Below are 17,183 nucleotides of genomic sequence, written 5' to 3'. Positions count from 1 at the left end.
CCCGCGTCCGGTGGCGGCCGCCCCGGTGGACGTCCCGGCGGCGGCGGCCGAGGCACCACCCAGGGTGCCTTCGGGCGCCCCGGCGGTCCCTCGCGTCGGGGCCGCAAGAGCAAGCGGCAGCGGCGCCAGGAGTTCGACAACATGGAAGCCCCCACGATCGGCGGGATGCGGGTCCGCAAGGGCAACGGTGAGACCATCCGCCTGGCCCGGGGTGCGTCGCTGACCGACTTCGCGGAGAAGATCAACGTCGAGCCGGCCTCGCTGGTCCAGATGCTCTTCCACCTCGGCGAGATGGTCACCGCCACCGAGTCGGTCAACGACGAGACGCTGGAGCTGCTCGGTGACGAGCTCAACTACGTGGTCGAGGTGGTCTCGCCCGAGGACGAGGACCGCGAGCTGCTGGAGTCCTTCGACCTGGAGTTCGGTGAGGACGAGGGCGATGAGTCGGACCTCGTCGTGCGTCCTCCGGTCGTCACCGTCATGGGTCACGTCGACCACGGCAAGACCAAGCTGCTCGACGCGCTGCGCAACGCCAACGTCGTGGCCAAGGAGGCCGGGGGCATCACCCAGCACATCGGTGCCTACCAGGTGGCGACGGAGGTCGACGGCGATCCGCGCCGGATCACCTTCATCGACACCCCCGGTCACGAGGCGTTCACCGCCATGCGTGCCCGTGGCGCGCAGGCGACCGACATCGCGGTGCTGGTGGTGGCCGCCGACGACGGCGTCATGCCGCAGACGGTGGAGGCGCTCAACCACGCCAAGGCCGCCGGGGTGCCGATCGTCGTGGCGGTGAACAAGATCGACAAGCCGGAGGCCGACCCCACCAAGGTGCGCGGTCAGCTCAGCGAGTACGGCCTGGTCCCGGAGGAGTACGGCGGCGACGTGATGTTCGTCGACGTGTCGGCCAAGGCCGCGCTCCACCTGGACCGACTGCTCGAGGCCATCGTGCTCACCGCCGACGCGTCCCTCGACCTGCGGGCCAACCCCCGGCAGGACGCCCAGGGCCTGGTGGTCGAGGCGCACCTGGACCGCGGCCGCGGACCCGTGGCCACGGTGCTGGTGCAGCGCGGCACGCTGCGGGTAGGGGACTCGATCGTCGCCGGGCCGGCCCACGGCCGGGTCCGGGCGATGCTCGACGAGTTCGGCGACCCGATCGAGGCCGCCGACCCGGCCCGGCCGGCGATGGTGCTGGGCCTCAGCTCGGTGCCCGGCGCCGGTCAGAACTTCCTCGTGGTCGAGGACGACCGGATCGCCCGGCAGATCGCCGAGAAGCGCGAGGCCCGTGAGCGGGCCGCGCTGCAGGCACAGCGCCGCGTGCGGCGTACCCTCGAGGACTTCATGGCCTCCATGGAGAAGGGCGAGAGCCAGGAGCTCAACCTCATCCTCAAGGGCGACGTGTCCGGCTCGGTCGAGGCGCTGGAGGACTCGCTGGCCAAGATCGACGTCGGCGAGGAGGTCAGCCTGCGCGTCATCGACCGCGGCGTCGGTGCGATCACCGAGACCAACGTGATGCTGGCGGCGGCCTCGGACGCGATCATCATCGGCTTCAACGTCCGGCCGCAGGGCAAGGCGACCGAGCTGGCCGAGAAGGAGGGCGTCGAGATCCGCTACTACTCGGTCATCTACCAGGCGATCGAGGAGATCGAGGCTGCGCTCAAGGGCATGCTCAAGCCCGAGTTCCAGGAGGCCGTCTTGGGCCGGGCGGAGATCCGTGAGATCTTCCGCTCCTCCAAGATCGGCAACATCGCGGGCTGCATGGTCACCAGCGGCACGATCAGGCGCAACGCCAAGGCCCGGCTCATCCGGGACGGCGCGGTCGTCGCCGACAACCTCGACCTGGCCTCGCTGCGGCGGGAGAAGGACGACGTGTCGGAGGTCCGTGAGGGCTTCGAGTGCGGCCTGGTGCTGCGCAACTACCAGGACATCAAGATCGACGATGTCGTGGAGTTCTTCGAGATGCGCGAGATCCCCCGCAGCTGACCCGTCGCTGTTTGACCGCTGACCCGTCGCTGTTTGCCGCGTCCCCTGTGGACGACCCGGCAAACAGCGACGGGTCGCCGAAGGAGTGCACAGAACGATGAGCAACCCACGGGTGGCCAAGATCGCCGACCGGATCCAGGTCGTGGTGGCGCAGATGCTCGAGCGCCGGGTCAAGGACCCGCGTCTGGGGTTCGTGACCGTGACCGACGTCCGGGTGTCGGGTGACACCCAGCAGGCGACGGTCTTCTACACCGTGCTGGGGGCCGACGAGGACCTCGCCGGCACGGCCGCCGCGCTGGAGTCGGCCAAGGGCCTGATCCGGTCCGAGGTGGCCAAGCAGCTCGGCATGCGGCACGCGCCCACGCTGGAGTTCATCCACGACGCGCTGCCCGAGACCGCGCGGCACCTCGACGAGGTGCTGGCCCGCGCCCGGGAGCAGGACGAGTCCGTGGCGGCGCAGGCGCGCGAGGCGAGGTACGCCGGGGAGGCCGACCCCTACCGCCGGCCGGTGGAGCCGGAGGACGGGGACGACCTGGCGTGAGCGGTCCGGCCGAGTCCGGCCTGCTCGTGGTCGACAAGCCCGCCGGACTCACCTCGCACGACGTGGTGGCCCGGGTGCGGCGTCTGGCAGGCACGCGCAAGGTGGGCCACGCCGGCACCCTCGACCCGATGGCCACCGGGGTACTCGTGGTCGGGGTCAACCGGGCCACCAGGCTGCTCGGCCACCTGATGCTGACCGAGAAGGCCTACGACGCCACCCTGCGGCTCGGCGTGGCGACCACCACCGACGACGCCCAGGGCGAGGTCCTCACCGAGTCCGACGCCTCGGCCCTGGAGGAGGAACGGATCCGCACGGTGCTGACCGGCTTCGTGGGTGAGCTCGCGCAGGTGCCCGCCGCGGTGTCGGCGGTCAAGGTCGACGGCCGGCGTGCCTACCGGCGCGTGCGGGACGGGGAGCAGGTCACCCTCGCCCCACGCCAGGTGACGGTCCACGAGCTGGTGGTCCACGAGGTCACCCGCACCGGTCGAGCCGTCGACGTCCGGTTCTCGCTCCGCTGCTCCAGCGGCACCTACGTGCGGGCCGTGGCCCGTGACGCGGGTGCCGCGCTGGGCGTGGGCGGCCACCTCGTCGCGCTGCGCCGGACCGCGGTCGGTGGCTTCGGGCTGGACCGCGCCAGCACGCTCGAGCAGCTCGCCGAGCACCTCACGCTGCTTCCGCTGGCCGAGGCCGCCCGCGAGAGTTTCCCGGTACGGGACCTCGCGGCCGCCGAGGCCGCGCTGGTCCGCCACGGGCGCGCTCTCGCGCTGGACCTGGGCGCGCCGGGCCCGGTCGCGCTCTTCGACCCCAGGGGGGAGTTCCTGGCCCTCTACGAGCAGCAGGGCACGACCGCACGGGCGGTCGCCGTCTTCGCGGCGTGAGGCATGCCCGCCCCCGGGTGCCCGGTCGCGGTGCGTCCCCCGGCCCCCGGTGTGGCAGGCTTCCCCCGTGCGCACCTGGAGAAGCGTGGAGGCGGTTCCGGCCGACCTGGGCCGCACCGTCGTCACCATCGGCAACTTCGACGGCGTCCACCTCGGCCACCAGCACGTCGTACGCCGGGCCCGTGAGGTCGCCCACGAACGCGGCGTCGACCCCTTGGTGGTCGTCACCTTCGACCCGCATCCCTTCGCGGTGCTGCGCCCCGAGCACGCGCCCCTCACGCTGAGCACGATCCCCGACCGGCTGCGCCTGCTCGAGCAGGCCGGTGCCGACGACGCCCTGGTGATCCCGTTCGACCGTCAGATCGCCATGTGGAGCCCGGAGGAGTTCATCGACCGGGTCCTGGTCGACGCCCTGCACGCCGCCGTGGTCGTGGTGGGGGACAACTTCAGGTTCGGCCACCGTGCCGCCGGGGACGTCGCCCTGCTCACCGAGGCGGGCCGTGCGCGCGACTACACGGTCGTCGGGATCGAGCTCGACGGGGGCCCTCAGGTGTGGTCCTCCACCTACGTCCGGGCCTGCCTGGCGGCCGGGGACGTCGACGGCGCGGCCGAGGCGCTCGGCCGGCAGTTCGCCGTGCACGGGGTGGTGGTGGAGGGGGACCGGCTGGGCCGGGAGCTCGGCTTCCCGACCGCCAACGTGCCTGCCTCCGCGCTGGCCGCCGTCCCCGCCGACGGGGTGTACGCCGGCTGGCTGCGGCGCCTGGACACCGGGGAACGCTACCCCGCGGCCATCTCCATCGGCACCAACCCGACGTTCGCGGGGGAGCGGGAGCGCCGGGTCGAGTCCTACGTGCTCGACCGCACCGACCTGGAGCTGTACGGCGTCGAGGTCGAGGTCGCCTTCGTCGCCAGGATCCGGGGCATGGTGCGCTTCGAGGGGGCCGAGCAGCTGGTGGCCTCGATGGCGCACGACGTCGAGGAGGCCCGGCGCCTCCTCACCGGCTGAGCCCGCGACCGGTCAGGCGTCGAGGTCCTGCTCGACCAGCGCGGCGATCGCGTCGACGTGCTCGGCCACCTCGCCGGCCACCTCGACGGTGTCACCGCAGGCGGCCCCGAGCGTCATGATCAGCAGCGCGGAGCTGGCGTCCACCCCGTTGATGGTGACCTCCGAGCCGAGGTCACCGGCAGCCTCGGAGATGATCGCGGCGGGTCGGGCGTGCAGACCGACGGCCGAGCCGACGGTCACGGACTTGCTGGGCATGTGCTCTCCTTCGAGGGTGGCCGTCCGGGCGGCCGGGTCACCGACCGCCCGGACGGGGTTCATGGTCAGACGGTAGCGATGTCGGCGTCCGACGTCCCCATCGACTTCAAGACGAGCACCAGGCCGGCCGCCAGCAGGACTCCGGCGACCAGCGCGATGAAGAAGCCCAGCACGTTGTCCACCGCGAACAGCACGAAGATGCCGCCGTGGGGAGCGCGCAGGGTCACGCCCATGCCCATCGCCAGGGCGCCGGTGAGCGCACTCCCGGCCATGATGGACGGGATGACCCGGAACGGGTCGGCCGCGGCGAACGGGATCGCACCCTCGGTGATGAAGGAGGCGCCCAGGGCCCAGGCCGCCTTGCCGTTCTCCTTCTCGGCCGGGCTGAACAGTCCGGGCCGGACCACCGTGGCCAGGGCCAGGGCCAGCGGCGGGACCATGCCCGCGAGCATCACCGCGGCCATCACCTTCAGCTCGGTCGGGGCCCCGGTCTGGGTGGCGGCCGTTGCCAGCCCGGTCGTGGCGAAGGCGTAGGCCACCTTGTTCAGCGGCCCGCCCATGTCGAAGGCCATCATCAGCCCGAGCACCACGCCCAGCAGAATGATCGAGCCGCCGCTCATGCTGTTGAGGCCGTCGTTCAGGTTCTTCATCAGGTTGTTGAGCGGCTTGCCGAGCACGACGATCATCACGAAGCCCACGACGAGGGTGGTGAGCAGCGGGATCACCAGGACCGGCATCAGGCCGCGCGACCACTTCGGCACCTTCCAGCCCGCGATCCAGTGCGCGACGATGCCGGCGAGCACACCGCCGACGATGCCGCCGAGGAACCCGGAGTTGACGATCAGGGCGACCGCGCCCATCACGAACCCCGGGGCCAGGCCGGGGCGGTCGGCGATGGCGAACGCGATGTACCCGGACAGCGCCGGAACCAGGAACCCGAAGGCGGCCCCCCCGAGGACGAACATCAGTGATCCCAGGTAGGCCATCAGCGGGCTGTTGAAGAGAGCGTGCGACAGGCCCAGCTCATCCAGGTCGGGCAGGTCGAACAGGCCGTTGTTCGCGACGATGTCGCTGCCGATCCCATCCTTGGCGACCTCGTACCCCGCGAACAGGAAGCCCAGGGCGATCAGCAGACCACCGGCCGCGACGAACGGGATCATGTACGAGACACCGGTCATCAGGATCCGGCGGGCCCGGCCGCCCCACGACTCCCCGCCGTGGGTGGCATCGGCGGCGGCGTCGCCTGCCGTGCCCTCGACCCGGGGGGCGCCTGGGTCCTCGGCGTAGCGCAGCGCGTCGGCGATCATCCCGTCGGGGTCGTCGATCGCCCGCTTGACCCCCGAGCTCACCATCGGCAGCCCCGCGAACCGGGAGCGGTCGCGCACGCCCACGTCGCACGCGAAGATCACCGCCGAGGCGTTGGCGATGGTGGCCGCGTGCAGTGGCGTGGCGCCGGCCGAGCCCTGGGTCTCCACGTGGATGTCCACCCCGGCCTTGGCTGCGGCCCGCTCCAGGGACTCCGCGGCCATGTAGGTGTGTGCGATCCCGGTCGGGCACGCGGTGACCGCCACGATGGTCCGGCGCGCGGCCGCGCCCCGGGTCTCGGCGGGAGCCGCGGCGGCGGGTGCGGCCACTGTGGCGGCGGCCGCGACCCGCGCGCCGGCGGGCTCCACCGACACCACCGAGTTCACCAGGGCCACCACCTCCTCGGGGGTTCTGGCGGCCCGCAGGCCGTCGGTGAACTCCTTCTTCACCAGCGCGCGGGCGAGCTGGGTGAGCACCTTGAGGTGGGTGGCGTCGCCGCCGGCGGGTGCGGCGATCAGGAAGGCGAGGTCCGCCGGCCCGTCCTTGGCGCCGAACTCGACCGTGGGGGAGAGCCGTGCGAAGGCCAGGGTGGGCACCTCCACGGCCGCGGTACGGCAGTGCGGGATGGCGATGCCGCCGGGCAGCCCAGTCGGCGAGGTCTCCTCGCGCGCCATCGTGTCCGCGACGAGCAGGTCGGCGCGCGTGGTGCGGCCGGCCGAGGCCACGATGCCCGCCAGCGACTCGATGACGGCGGGCTTGTCCCCGCCGAGGTCGGCATCGAGCCGGACGAGGTCCGGGGTGATCATGTCGGTCATGGTGTGCTCTCCGTCTGGAGGTCGAGCGGACGCACCGTCGCCTGTTCGGGGTGCGCCTGCGTGGGGGTGGGGATGGTCGTGCCAGGGAGGCCTGCGGCGGCACTGCCGTAAGCGACCCCCAGTGCCAGCCGGTCGGCCGGACCCAGGCCACGAACGTCGCCCAGGAGGTAGCCGAACAGGCTGGAATCGCCCGCACCCACGGTGCTGACGACGTCGATGGGCGGGGACGACGCGAACCAGGCGCCCTCCCCGGTGACCAGGACGGCCCCCCGACCGCCCAGGGTGGCCAGCACGGCACCGACGCCCCGCCCGACCAGGTCGGCCGCGGCGCGGGCGACGGCCCGCGGGTCGGACTCGAGGCGCTCGGGATCGGCGCCGGTGAGCGAGGCGAGCTCCTCGCCGTTGGGTTTCATCAGGTCCGGTGCGGCCCCGGGGAGGGCGGCCACGAGCGCAGCCAGCGCCTCCTCGCTGGTGTCCACAGCGACCCGGGCCGAGGTGTCTCGCAGTGCGGTCACCAGCTCGGCGTACCACCCGGCGGGCGCCCCGGGCGGGAGCGAGCCGGCCAGCACCACCCAGTCCGCCTCCCCCGCCAGTGCGAGGAGCCCGGCGGCCATGCCGTCGAGCACGCCGGCGGTGACCGTCGGGCCGGGGCTGTTGAGCTTGGTGGTGGTGCCGTCGGGCTCGGTGATGGCCAGGTTGACCCGGACCGGGCCGGCGGGCGGCACCGGGCAGGTCTCGATGCCGTCGTGCTGGAGGCCGACGACGAACGGGTCGTCCTCGGCGGCCGGGATCACCGCGACGGTGGCCAGCCCGGCGGCGACGGCGGCCCGCGAGATGTTGACGCCCTTGCCGCCGCCCTGGCTGGTCACCGTCTCCAGCCGTTGCACGGCTCCGCGCACCAGCGGCCCGGCCAGGGTGACCGTGCGGTCGATGCTCGGGTTGGGGGTCAGCGTGAGGATCATGCGGTCACCACCTCGACTCCGGCGCTGCGGAAGGACTCGATCTGGTCGGCGGCGCCCTCGTCGGTGACCAGGACGTCGATGTCGGTGAGGTCGGCGAACCGCACGGTCCGCTCCTGGCCGAGCTTGCTCGAGTCCGCGAGCACCACGACCTTCTGCGCGCAGGCCACGATCGCCGACTTGGTGGCGGCCTCGGCGTGGTCGGGGGTCGAGAGCCCGTGGTCCAGCGAGATGCCGTTGGTGCCGAGGAAGGCCACCTCGGCCCTGACCCGACCCAGCGCGGCCACGGTCTCGACGCCGACCGCGGCCTGCGTGGTGTGCCGGACCCGCCCCGGGAGCAGGTAGAGCTCGACGTTGGGCAGGTCGGCCAGCCGGGCCGCGACGGGGACCGAGTGGGTGAGCACGGTGAGCGTGCGCTCGCGAGGCAACAGCCCCGCGAGCAGGATCGTGGTGGTCCCGGCGTCGATGATGACGGTGGCCTCCGACTCGGGCAGGAAGGCCACCGCGGCCTGCGCGATGCGCCGCTTCTCCTCCGGGTGCGACAGGCCGCGGTCCCCGAGCCCTGCCTCGAGCGCGGTGAACGACTCGGCCGGCAGCGCGCCACCGTGCACCCGACGGACCAGCCGCATCCCTTCGAGCGTGTCGAGGTCGCGGCGGACGGTCTCGGTCGTCACGCCGAACCGCACGGCGAGGTCGGCGACCGACACCCGGCCACGCCGGGTGACCAGCTCGGCCATGGCCTGCTGCCGCTCCGCTGCGTACATGGTCATTGCGATCCTGTGGGGTCGATCTGTGTTTGTCTTGTTTTATCTCCGAACGCGTTGACTGTCAAGGGGTGTCCGGAGTTGACTGGGCCCATGAGCGTCTCGCCACCTCCCCTGCCCGCCTCCGTGCTCTCCGGGACACCCGTGGTGCCGGGGATCGCCCATGCCCCCGCGCTGCTGGTGCGCGGCGAGGTCTCCGAGTCCGCGATCCTGGCGTTCGGAGACGGTGGGTTCAGCGACCCGGAGGCGGCGCTGGCGGCGTACGACGCGGCGGCCGAGGCGGTGGCCGAGGGGTTCGCCGCCAAGGCCGCCAAGGTCTCCGGTGCGTCCGCGGAGGTCCTCTCGGCCAGCGCCGGCCTCGCCCGGGACAAGGGGCTGCGTGGCGGGGTCAAGAAGGCACTCACCTCGGGCCAGCCCCTGGTCGAGGCGGTGCGCGCGGCGGTGGCGCAGTTCGTGGACGTCTTCACTGCGATGGGCGGGCTGATGGCCGAGCGGGCGACCGACCTGCACGACATCGAGCGACGGGTGGTCGCGCACCTGGTCGGGGAGCCCGAGCCCGGCGTGCCGACCCCCGACCAGCCGTCCGTGCTCGTCGCCGCCGACCTCGCCCCCTCCGACACCGCCGGCCTGGACCCCACCGTCGTGCTCGCGCTGGTCACCGAGCGTGGTGGCCCCACCAGCCACACCGCGATCATCGCGCGTCAGCTCGGCATCCCGTGCGTCGTGGGCGTGGCCGGCGCCGTCGGGATCGAGGCCGGGACCCCGCTGCTGGTGGACGGCACGCTGGGCTCGGTCGAGCTGCGACCCGACCCGGTGGAGGCCCACCGCCGGGTCGCGCAGGACCGCGCCGAGCGGGCGCTGCTGGAGTCGTGGACCGGCCCCGCCCGGACTGCTGACGGGGTGGCGGTGAAGGTGCTGGCCAACGTGGCCGACGGCGAGTCGGCGCGCACGGCCTCCCAGGCGCCGGTCGAGGGGGTCGGGCTGTTCCGCACCGAGCTGTGCTTCCTCAACCGCCAGGACGAGCCGTCCGTGGAGGAGCAGGCAGACATCTACGCCCCCGTGCTGGAGGCCTTCGCCGACGGCGAGCGCTACGTCGTGGTCCGCACGCTCGACGCAGGCTCGGACAAGCCCATCGCGTTCGCCACCCACGAGGGGGAGGAGAACCCGGCGCTCGGCGTCCGGGGGCTGCGGCTGTGCTACGACAACCCCGGGCTCCTCGAGCACCAGCTGGACGGCATCGCGCAGGCCGCCGCGCGCACGGGCACGCCGACCTGGGTGATGGCGCCGATGGTGGCGACGGCGGAGGAGGCGCGCGACTTCGCGGCCCGGGTCCGTTCCCGCGGTCTCAAGGCCGGCATCATGGTGGAGATCCCCAGCGCCGCCCTGCTCGCGAACCGGATGCTCGAGGAGGTCGACTTCCTGTCCATCGGGACCAACGACCTCACGCAGTACACGATGGCCGCCGACCGGATGGCGACCGACCTGGCCCGGCTGACCGATCCGTGGCAGCCGGCAGTGCTGCGGCTGGTCGCGATCACCGCCGAGGCCGGCCGGCACGCCGGCAAGCCGGTGGGGGTGTGCGGGGAGGCGGCGGCCGACCCGGCGCTGGCGTGCGCCCTGGTGGGCATGGGCGTCACCTCGCTGTCCATGGCTCCCGCGTCGGTCCGCGCGGTCGGGGCGACGCTCGGGAAGGTGACGATGGCGACCTGCGTCGAGGCCGCGGAGGCCGCGCTCGCCGCCACCGACCCGCAGGCCGCTCGGGCAGCGGTGCGCGCGCTGCTCGAGGCCTGATCCGACCACGCCGGGAGTCAGGCCGGCGAGACGTTCACCGGGACGCCGGTCAGTGCGGCGTTGCCGCTGACGTCGAGGAGCCGGGGGTCGGTGAGGTCGTTGAGGGAGACCCCGGGCAGGTTCGACGCGTGCGCCAGCAGCACCCCGGGTCGGTCGTGCCCGTACCCGTGGGGCAGCGACACCACGCCGGGCATCATGTCCTCGGTGGCGACCACGTCGGTCTCCACGGCGCCCACTCGTGAGCTGATCCGGACCCGCGAGCCGTCAGGGATGCCGCGGGCGGCGAGGTCGTCCGGGTGGGCCAGCAGCTGGTGGCGCGGCCGGCCCCGGGTCAGCCGCTCGGTGTTGTGCAGCCACGAGTTGCAGTCGCGCTGGTGGCGCCGGCCGATCAGCACGAGCTGACCCGGCTCCGGGTCGGCCACCTCGTCCAGCCGGGCCAGGTCCTCGAGCACGAGGCTGGGGGCGAGCCGGAGCCGCTTGTCCGGGGTGTGCAGCGCCTCTGGCAGCCGCCCGGCCTGCAGCGGGCCCAGGTCGATCCCTTCCGGGGTGGCCCTGAGCCTGCCCAGGGTGACCCCGGTGCCGCCGCGGCGCAGGAGCAGGCTGACCAGCCGGGTCGGGCTGGTGCGCAGCCGGGCCTGCAGCGCCAGCCGCTTCTTCAGCGGCATCTTCGTGGGCAGCCGCGAGGACAGGCGCAGGCCCAGCTCCCGGAAGATCTCCCAGTCGTGCAGCCCGCCGGGGTCCTTGGCCAGCACCGCCGGCGTGAACCGGGCCGTGTTGCGCACGGCGAGGAGATGGAAGACCACGTCGTAGTGGTCGCGCTCCAGGATCGTGGTCGGCGGCAGGATCACGTCCGCGTGCCGGGTCGTCTCGTTGACGAAAGGGTCCACCGCGACCATGAACTCCAGGTCGCCGAGGGAGCGGTCCAGGGCGGCGCCGTCCGGCGTGGAGAGCACCGGGTTGCCCCCGATGGTCAGCATGGCGCGGATCTGACCTGGTCCCGGGGTGTCGATCTCCTCGCGCAGCGCCGCGACCGGCAGCTCCGAGGCCGACTCTGGCAGCCCGCTGACGCGGCTGCGCCAGAGGTCGAAGTGCCCGGGGCCGATCAGCCCGGTGCCCACCGCGTCGATCGCCGGCGAGGTGAACATCGCCCCGCCCTCGCGGTCGAGGTGCCCGGTGAGCGCGTTGAGGCAGGTGATCGCCCACACGCACACGCTGCCGAACGGGTGGGTGGAGACGCCGACCCGCCCGTAGACCACCCCGCTCTCGGCCGCGGCCAGCTCCCGGGCCAGCCGGCGGACGGTGTCGGCCGGGACACCGCTTCGGAGCTCGGCCCGCTCGGGGGTGAACTCGGCGACCGCCGCGCGCACCTCCTCCACGTCATCGGCGTACGCCGGGACCGTGACCAGACCCTCGGCGAACAGCACCTGCAGCATCGCCAGCAGCACGAAGGCGTCGCTTCCGGGCCGGACGAACACGTGCTCGGCGGCCGCCTTGGCCGTCTCGGTACGCCGTGGGTCGAGGACCACCATCCGGCCACCGCGCGCCTTGAGGTCGCGCAACCGGCGCGGGAAGTCAGGGGCGGTCATCAGCGAGCCGTTCGAGGCCATCGGGTTGGCGCCGACCACCAGGAAGAACGAGGTCCGGTCGAGGTCGGGGACCGGGAGCAGCATCTGGTGGCCGAGCATCAGGTGGGCGACGACCTGGTGCGGCAGCTGGTCGACCGAGGTCGCCGAGAAGCGGTTGCGGGTGCCCAGCGACTTCACCATCCCGATCCCGTGGGTCATGAACCCGAGGCTGTGGGAGTTCGGGTTACCCAGGTAGACCCCCAGCGCGTCCGCGCCGTGGTCCCGGACCACGCGGGCCAGCTCGTCGGCGACCAGGTCGAAGGCCTCCTCCCACTCGATCTCGACCCACTGCGCGCCCTCGGCCATCGGCACCCGGCGCACCGGACGGCGCAACCGGTCCGGGTCGTGGTAGATGTCGGCGATGGCCACGCCCTTGGGGCAGATGTGGCCCCTCGACAGCGGGTCCGCCGGGTTCCCTCGCACCGCCGTCACGCGCTCCCCGTCGCCGTCCGCCTCGACGGTCAGCTCCAAGCCGCAGATGGCCTCGCACAGGTTGCACACGCCGATGCGCTTCTCCATCCCCGCATCGTCGCACGCCCGGCCGTCGGCGTACCGGGCGCGCGGCGCCGTTTTGGGAGGCTCCGCGGGCCGCTGGTAGCCTCTGCTGGTTGCCGTGGAACGGCCGCGGATCGAGAGTGCCCGGGTGAACAGGCCCCGGCGCGCCGCGCAACGAGAACCGAGAAGGAGCCCCATGTCGATCGGAACCGACGCGGAGACCAAGAAGAGGATCATCGCCGAGTACGCCACGACGGAGGGCGACACCGGTTCGCCCGAGGTGCAGATCGCGCTGCTCAGCCACCGCATCGCCCACCTCACCGAGCACCTCAAGCAGCACAAGCACGACCACCACACCCGGCGCGGGCTGCTGCTGCTGGTCGGCCAGCGCCGTCGGCTGCTGAACTACCTGCAGCGCACCGACATCGACCGGTACCGCTCGATCGTCGAGCGTCTCGGCCTTCGTCGCTGACCCGAAGCGGCCGCCCCCGGGGTGGCCGCTTCGTGTCACCACCACCCACGGTCGAGTCGGTAGGCTCGGCCCTGAGACAACTGAACACACACCACACCAGGAGCGACCCGCCCGTCCAGCCCGGTCCTCGGTAGTGGCCTTCGGAGTCGTTCCGCGGGCCTCGATCGAAGACCGGCCCCTCCGACCCGCGGCATCTGGTCTCGATGTACCCCGACCGGCCACGCCGGAGGTGGAGTGAGACGCCGCGGATCGCTCCGCGAAGAGAAAGGGACCCACACGTCCGTGGAACCCACCATTTCCTCCGTCGAGACCGTGCTCGACAACGGCCGCTTCGGCACCCGCACCGTCAAGTTCGAGACCGGGCTGCTCGCCCGCCAGGCGGCCGGCTCGGTCACCGCGTACCTCGACGACGAGACCATGCTGCTCTCGGCGACCACCGCGTCCAAGCAGCCCAAGGAGCACTTCGACTTCTTCCCGCTCACCATCGACGTGGAGGAGCGGATGTACGCCGTGGGCCAGATCCCCGGCTCGTTCTTCCGCAGTGAGGGCAGGCCCGGCGAGGACGCGGTCCTCACCTGCCGGCTGATCGACCGGCCGCTGCGCCCGACCTTCAAGAAGGGCCTGCGCAACGAGGTGCAGGTCGTGATCACCGTGCTCGCGCTCGACCCCGACCAGCCCTACGACGTGCTCGCGATCAACGCGGCGTCGATGTCCACCCAGCTGTCCGGGCTTCCCTTCTCCGGCCCGGTCGGCGGGGTCCGGATGGCGCTCGTCGAGGACCACTGGGTCGCCTTCCCCAGCCACAGCCAGCTCGACGACGCCGTCTTCGACATGGTCGTGGCCGGCCGGGTCACCGAGACCGGGGACGTCGCGATCATGATGGTCGAGGCCGAGGCCACCGAGACCACCTGGGAGCTGGTCCGCTCCGGCCGGCAGGCGCCGACCGAGGAGGTCGTGGCCGGCGGCCTGGACGCCGCGAAGCCGTTCATCAAGCAGCTGTGCGAGGCCCAGGTCGAGCTGGCCAAGGCCGCCGCCAAGCCGGTCGCGGAGTTCCCGATCTTCCTCGACTACTCCGACGACGTGTACGCCGCGGTCGAGGCTGCCGCGAAGGACGACACCGCCACGGCGCTGACCATCGCCGGCAAGCAGGAGCGCGAGGAGCGCCTCGACGAGATCAAGGGCTCCTTGCTGGACCGGCTCGAGGGCCGGTTCGAGGGGCGCGAGAAGGAGATCGGGGCGGCGTACCGCTCGCTGACCAAGGCGCTGGTGCGGGAGCGCGTGCTGCGCGACAAGGTCCGCATGGACGGCCGCGGCCTGGCCGACATCCGCCCGCTGCACGCCGAGGTGGGCCTGATCCCGCGGGTGCACGGCTCGGCGCTGTTCGAGCGCGGCGAGACCCAGATCCTGGGGGTGACCACGCTGAACATGCTGACCTTGGAGCAGAAGCTCGACACGCTGTCGCCGGAGAAGACCCGCCGCTACATGCACAAGTACGTCTTCCCGCCGTTCTCCACCGGCGAGACCGGTCGGGTCGGCTCCCCCAAGCGGCGCGAGATCGGCCACGGCGCCCTGGCCCGCCGCGCTCTGCTGCCGGTGCTGCCGACCCGCGAGGAGTTCCCCTACGCGATCCGCCAGCTCTCCGAGGCGATGGGCTCCAACGGCTCCACGTCGATGGGCTCGGTGTGCGCGTCGTCGCTCTCGCTGATGCAGGCGGGGGTGCCGCTGAAGGCGCCGGTCGCCGGAATCGCCATGGGCCTGATCTCGGGCGAGGTCGACGGCAGCACCGAGTACGTCGCGCTCACCGACATCCTCGGCGCCGAGGACGCCTTCGGCGACATGGACTTCAAGGTGGCAGGCACCAGCGAGTTCGTCACCGCGCTCCAGCTGGACACCAAGCTCGACGGCATCCCGGCCGAGGTCCTCGCCCGGGCCCTCACCCAGGCGCGCGACGCCCGGCTGGCGATCCTCGGGGTGATGAACGAGGCCATCGACGTGCCGGAGGAGATGAGCGTCTACGCCCCGCGGATCATCACCATCAAGATCCCGGTCGACAAGATCGGCGAGGTGATCGGCCCCAAGGGCAAGGTGATCAACCAGATCCAGGACGACACCGGCGCCCAGCTCACCATCGAGGACGACGGCACCATCTACATCGGCGCCACCAACGGCGCTGCCGCCGAGGCCGCCAAGCAGGCCGTCAACGCGATCGCCAACCCGACGATGCCCGAGGTCGGCGAGCGCTACCTCGGCACGGTCGTCAAGACGACGAACTTCGGTGCGTTCGTCTCGCTGCTCCCGGGCAAGGACGGGCTGCTGCACATCAGCAAGCTGCGGGCCCTCGCCGGCGGCAAGCGCGTGGAGAACGTCGAGGACGTGCTCTCGGTGGGCCAGAAGGTCCAGGTGCAGATCGCCGAGATCGACGACCGCGGGAAGCTCTCGCTGGTCCCGGTGGTGGAGGAGGACGCGCCGGCCGGCGACGCCGCCGAGACCGAGGCGGAGTGACCACACGCACGACCCCGCTGACCCGCCCGACCGTGTCGGGCGGGTCAGCGTCTTCTCGTGGCGCGACACGGACGCTGCACACCGTCACCGACGGTGCGGGCCAGGTCACCTCACGGGTCCGGCGGACCGTGCTGCCCAGCGGGCTGCGCGTGGTGACCGAGCAGATGGCCGGCGTGCGCTCGGTCAGCATCGGGGTGTGGGTGGGCGTCGGCTCCCGGCACGAGACCCGGGCCCTGCACGGCTGCTCGCACTTCCTGGAGCACCTGCTGTTCAAAGGCACCCAGGAGCGTTCGGCGCTCGACATCTCCGCAGAGCTCGACGCCGTGGGCGGCGAGTTCAACGCGTTCACCGCCAAGGAGTACACCTGCTTCCACGCCCGGGTCCTCGACGAGGACCTGCCGCTGGCCGTCGACGTCCTCGGCGACATGCTGACCGGATCGGTGCTCGTGCCCGAGGACGTCGAGGCCGAGCGCGAGGTGATCCTGGACGAGATCGCGATGCACGACGACGACCCCGACGACGTCGTGCACAACCTCTTCGCCGCCCAGGCCTGGGGCGACACCCCGCTCGGCCGGTCGATCGCCGGCACCGAGGAGTCGATCACCGCCCTGGGCCGTGACCAGGTGCACCGGTTCTACCGCCGGCACTACCGGCCGGAGACCATGGTCGTCGCCGCCGCCGGCAACCTCGAGCACGGCGAGGTGGTCCGGATGGTACGCCGGGCCTTCGGGCGCGGCGGCTTCCTCGAGGGGCGGGCGACCCCGGTCCCGGCCACGGTCGTGGCCCGGGCGCGACGGGTGAGCGCCGGCGTGGCCACCGCCGTACGCCCGCTGGAGCAGGTCAACATCGTGCTCGGGATGAACGGCCTGACCCGCAGCGACGACCGCCGGTTCGCCCTCGGCGTCCTCAACGCCGCCCTCGGCGGCGGCACGTCAAGCCGGCTGTTCCAGGAGGTGCGCGAGCGTCGGGGACTGGCCTACTCGGTCTACTCCTTCGCCGCCCACCACGCCGACGCGGGCCTGGTCGGGGTGTCGGTGGGTTGCCTGCCCGGCAAGGTCGACGACGTGCTGGCCACGGTGCGCACCGAGCTGGCCACGGTGGCCGCCCACGGCCTCACGGCCGAGGAGCTGGCCCGTGGCCAGGGACAGCTGCGCGGTGGGCTGGTGCTCGGCCTGGAGGACTCCGCCTCCCGGATGTCCAGGCTGGGCAAGGCGGAGCTGGTCCACGACGAGCTGCTCACGATCGACGAGGTGATCGCCCGTATCGAGGCGGTCACCCTGGAGGACGTGCGGCAGGTCGCGGCGCGGGTCTTCGCGCAGCCGGAGATCCTCGCCGTGGTGGGTCCCGCGCCACGCTGAGGCGAGATAGTACGGTCCCAACGCGGGGTCCGGGAGCCCCGCGGACCCCGCGTTGGGACCGTACTAACGCCTCAGCGGAGCAGGGCGACGACGCCGGCGCACGCGGCCGCCCACAGCACGCTGGTGAAGGTGCCGATGATGAACCACTCGGCGGCGCCGCTGCTCTCCCGGGCCCGCAGCTCGGGGTAGCGGCCCAGGCCCTTCAGGCCGAGCAGGACGAGCAGGCCGTCGGGCCAGCCGGCCAGGAGCAGGGCGAGCACCGCCGCCCGTTCCAGGGCGCCGATCCAGGCCCCGCCGCGCAGCACCTCCCCGGCACCGGTCACCGAGCGTGCCGCGTCGCCGCGAGGGCCGTCGACAAGGGCGAAGACCGCGGTCGTGACCGTGCCGCCGCCGGCGATCGCGGCCAGCGCGCCGACCACCACCGCCGTCACCCG

The 17,183-nt window shown here is 72.6% G+C and carries 13 protein-coding genes and 1 pseudogene; 8 read left to right on the top strand and 6 right to left on the bottom strand.

The genetic code is table 11. The features are described 5' to 3' along the window. The 4 genes from infB to PLP61_RS06740 form a co-directional block, all read left to right on the top strand. The coding region (gene infB, locus PLP61_RS06755; RefSeq protein WP_324501634.1) for a translation initiation factor IF-2 at nucleotides 1–1,983 on the top strand (1,983 nt) is incomplete at its 5' end. 97 nt (nucleotides 1,984–2,080) lie between these two features. Beyond that, nucleotides 2,081–2,524 (top strand): 30S ribosome-binding factor RbfA, encoded by a 444-nt coding sequence (gene rbfA / locus PLP61_RS06750; RefSeq protein ID WP_324501632.1) that lies wholly within the window; start codon nucleotides 2,081–2,083, stop codon nucleotides 2,522–2,524. After that, a complete protein-coding gene (truB, locus tag PLP61_RS06745) occupies nucleotides 2,521–3,402 on the top strand; it encodes a tRNA pseudouridine(55) synthase TruB (protein WP_324501630.1) in 882 nt (293 codons plus the stop codon). The genes rbfA and truB overlap by 4 nt, the downstream gene beginning before the upstream one ends. A gap of 67 nt (nucleotides 3,403–3,469) precedes the next feature. After that, complete coding sequence (locus tag PLP61_RS06740) at nucleotides 3,470–4,408, top strand: bifunctional riboflavin kinase/FAD synthetase (RefSeq protein ID WP_324501628.1); 939 nt, start codon at nucleotides 3,470–3,472, stop codon at nucleotides 4,406–4,408. Nucleotides 4,409–4,420: 12 nt separating this feature from the next. On the opposite strand, the gene PLP61_RS06735 is transcribed toward PLP61_RS06740, so the two are convergent. From PLP61_RS06735 to PLP61_RS06720, 4 genes are all read right to left on the bottom strand, one after another. Continuing rightward, nucleotides 4,421–4,663: an HPr family phosphocarrier protein gene (locus tag PLP61_RS06735; protein WP_324501638.1), complete on the bottom strand. Its 243-nt coding sequence runs from the start codon at nucleotides 4,661–4,663 to the stop codon at nucleotides 4,421–4,423. Nucleotides 4,664–4,728: 65 nt separating this feature from the next. Further along, entirely contained in the window at nucleotides 4,729–6,783 is a 2,055-nt protein-coding gene (locus PLP61_RS06730; protein WP_324501626.1) for a PTS fructose transporter subunit IIABC, read from the bottom strand. Then, nucleotides 6,780–7,745: a 1-phosphofructokinase family hexose kinase gene (locus PLP61_RS06725; protein ID WP_324501624.1), complete on the bottom strand. Its 966-nt coding sequence runs from the start codon at nucleotides 7,743–7,745 to the stop codon at nucleotides 6,780–6,782. The genes PLP61_RS06730 and PLP61_RS06725 overlap by 4 nt, the downstream gene beginning before the upstream one ends. Continuing rightward, nucleotides 7,742–8,512, bottom strand: coding sequence for a DeoR/GlpR family DNA-binding transcription regulator (locus PLP61_RS06720; RefSeq protein WP_324501622.1), 771 nt, complete (start codon nucleotides 8,510–8,512; stop codon nucleotides 7,742–7,744). Before PLP61_RS06720 ends, PLP61_RS06725 begins: the two co-directional genes overlap by 4 nt. A gap of 87 nt (nucleotides 8,513–8,599) precedes the next feature. Between PLP61_RS06720 and ptsP the strand changes: the two genes are divergently transcribed. Next, nucleotides 8,600–10,297, top strand: coding sequence for a phosphoenolpyruvate--protein phosphotransferase (gene ptsP, locus PLP61_RS06715; RefSeq protein ID WP_324501620.1), 1,698 nt, complete (start codon nucleotides 8,600–8,602; stop codon nucleotides 10,295–10,297). A gap of 17 nt (nucleotides 10,298–10,314) precedes the next feature. Here the strand turns inward: ptsP and PLP61_RS06710 are convergent, their stop codons facing one another. Next, complete coding sequence (locus PLP61_RS06710) at nucleotides 10,315–12,441, bottom strand: molybdopterin-dependent oxidoreductase (RefSeq protein ID WP_324501618.1); 2,127 nt, start codon at nucleotides 12,439–12,441, stop codon at nucleotides 10,315–10,317. A gap of 172 nt (nucleotides 12,442–12,613) precedes the next feature. On the opposite strand from PLP61_RS06710, the gene rpsO reads away from it, so the two are divergent. The 3 genes from rpsO (at nucleotide 12,614) to PLP61_RS06695 (ending at nucleotide 16,749) form a co-directional block, all read left to right on the top strand. Further along, nucleotides 12,614–12,889, top strand: a complete 276-nt coding sequence (gene rpsO / locus PLP61_RS06705) for a 30S ribosomal protein S15 (protein WP_349769224.1) — start codon at nucleotides 12,614–12,616, stop codon at nucleotides 12,887–12,889. A 282-nt stretch (nucleotides 12,890–13,171) separates the two neighbouring features. Further along, entirely contained in the window at nucleotides 13,172–15,391 is a 2,220-nt protein-coding gene (locus PLP61_RS06700; protein WP_324501616.1) for a polyribonucleotide nucleotidyltransferase, read from the top strand. Then, nucleotides 15,388–16,749 (top strand): M16 family metallopeptidase, encoded by a 1,362-nt coding sequence (locus PLP61_RS06695; RefSeq protein WP_324501614.1) that lies wholly within the window; start codon nucleotides 15,388–15,390, stop codon nucleotides 16,747–16,749. Before PLP61_RS06700 ends, PLP61_RS06695 begins: the two co-directional genes overlap by 4 nt. Before the next feature lie 71 nt (nucleotides 16,750–16,820). Here the strand turns inward: PLP61_RS06695 and PLP61_RS06690 are convergent. After that, nucleotides 16,821–17,183: pseudogene (locus tag PLP61_RS06690) on the bottom strand (hypothetical protein); the annotation flags it as partial.

The organism is Nocardioides sp. (assembly GCF_035429765.1).
In the GTDB taxonomy this organism is placed as follows: Bacteria; Actinomycetota; Actinomycetes; order Propionibacteriales; family Nocardioidaceae; genus Nocardioides.
This window is presented reverse-complemented; position numbering and strand designations above follow the sequence as displayed.

Excerpts from the sequence above, each read along its gene's own strand:
- PLP61_RS06725 (WP_324501624.1), bottom strand. The coding sequence starts at position 7,745 with ATGATCCTCACGCTGACCCCCAACCCGAGCATCGACCGCACGGTCACC.
- rpsO (WP_349769224.1), top strand. The coding sequence starts at position 12,614 with ATGTCGATCGGAACCGACGCGGAGACCAAGAAGAGGATCATCGCCGAG.
- PLP61_RS06720 (WP_324501622.1), bottom strand. The coding sequence starts at position 8,512 with ATGACCATGTACGCAGCGGAGCGGCAGCAGGCCATGGCCGAGCTGGTC.
- ptsP (WP_324501620.1), top strand. The coding sequence starts at position 8,600 with ATGAGCGTCTCGCCACCTCCCCTGCCCGCCTCCGTGCTCTCCGGGACA.
- PLP61_RS06735 (WP_324501638.1), bottom strand. The coding sequence starts at position 4,663 with ATGCCCAGCAAGTCCGTGACCGTCGGCTCGGCCGTCGGTCTGCACGCC.
- PLP61_RS06710 (WP_324501618.1), bottom strand. The coding sequence starts at position 12,441 with ATGGAGAAGCGCATCGGCGTGTGCAACCTGTGCGAGGCCATCTGCGGC.
- rbfA (WP_324501632.1), top strand. The coding sequence starts at position 2,081 with ATGAGCAACCCACGGGTGGCCAAGATCGCCGACCGGATCCAGGTCGTG.
- PLP61_RS06730 (WP_324501626.1), bottom strand. The coding sequence starts at position 6,783 with ATGACCGACATGATCACCCCGGACCTCGTCCGGCTCGATGCCGACCTC.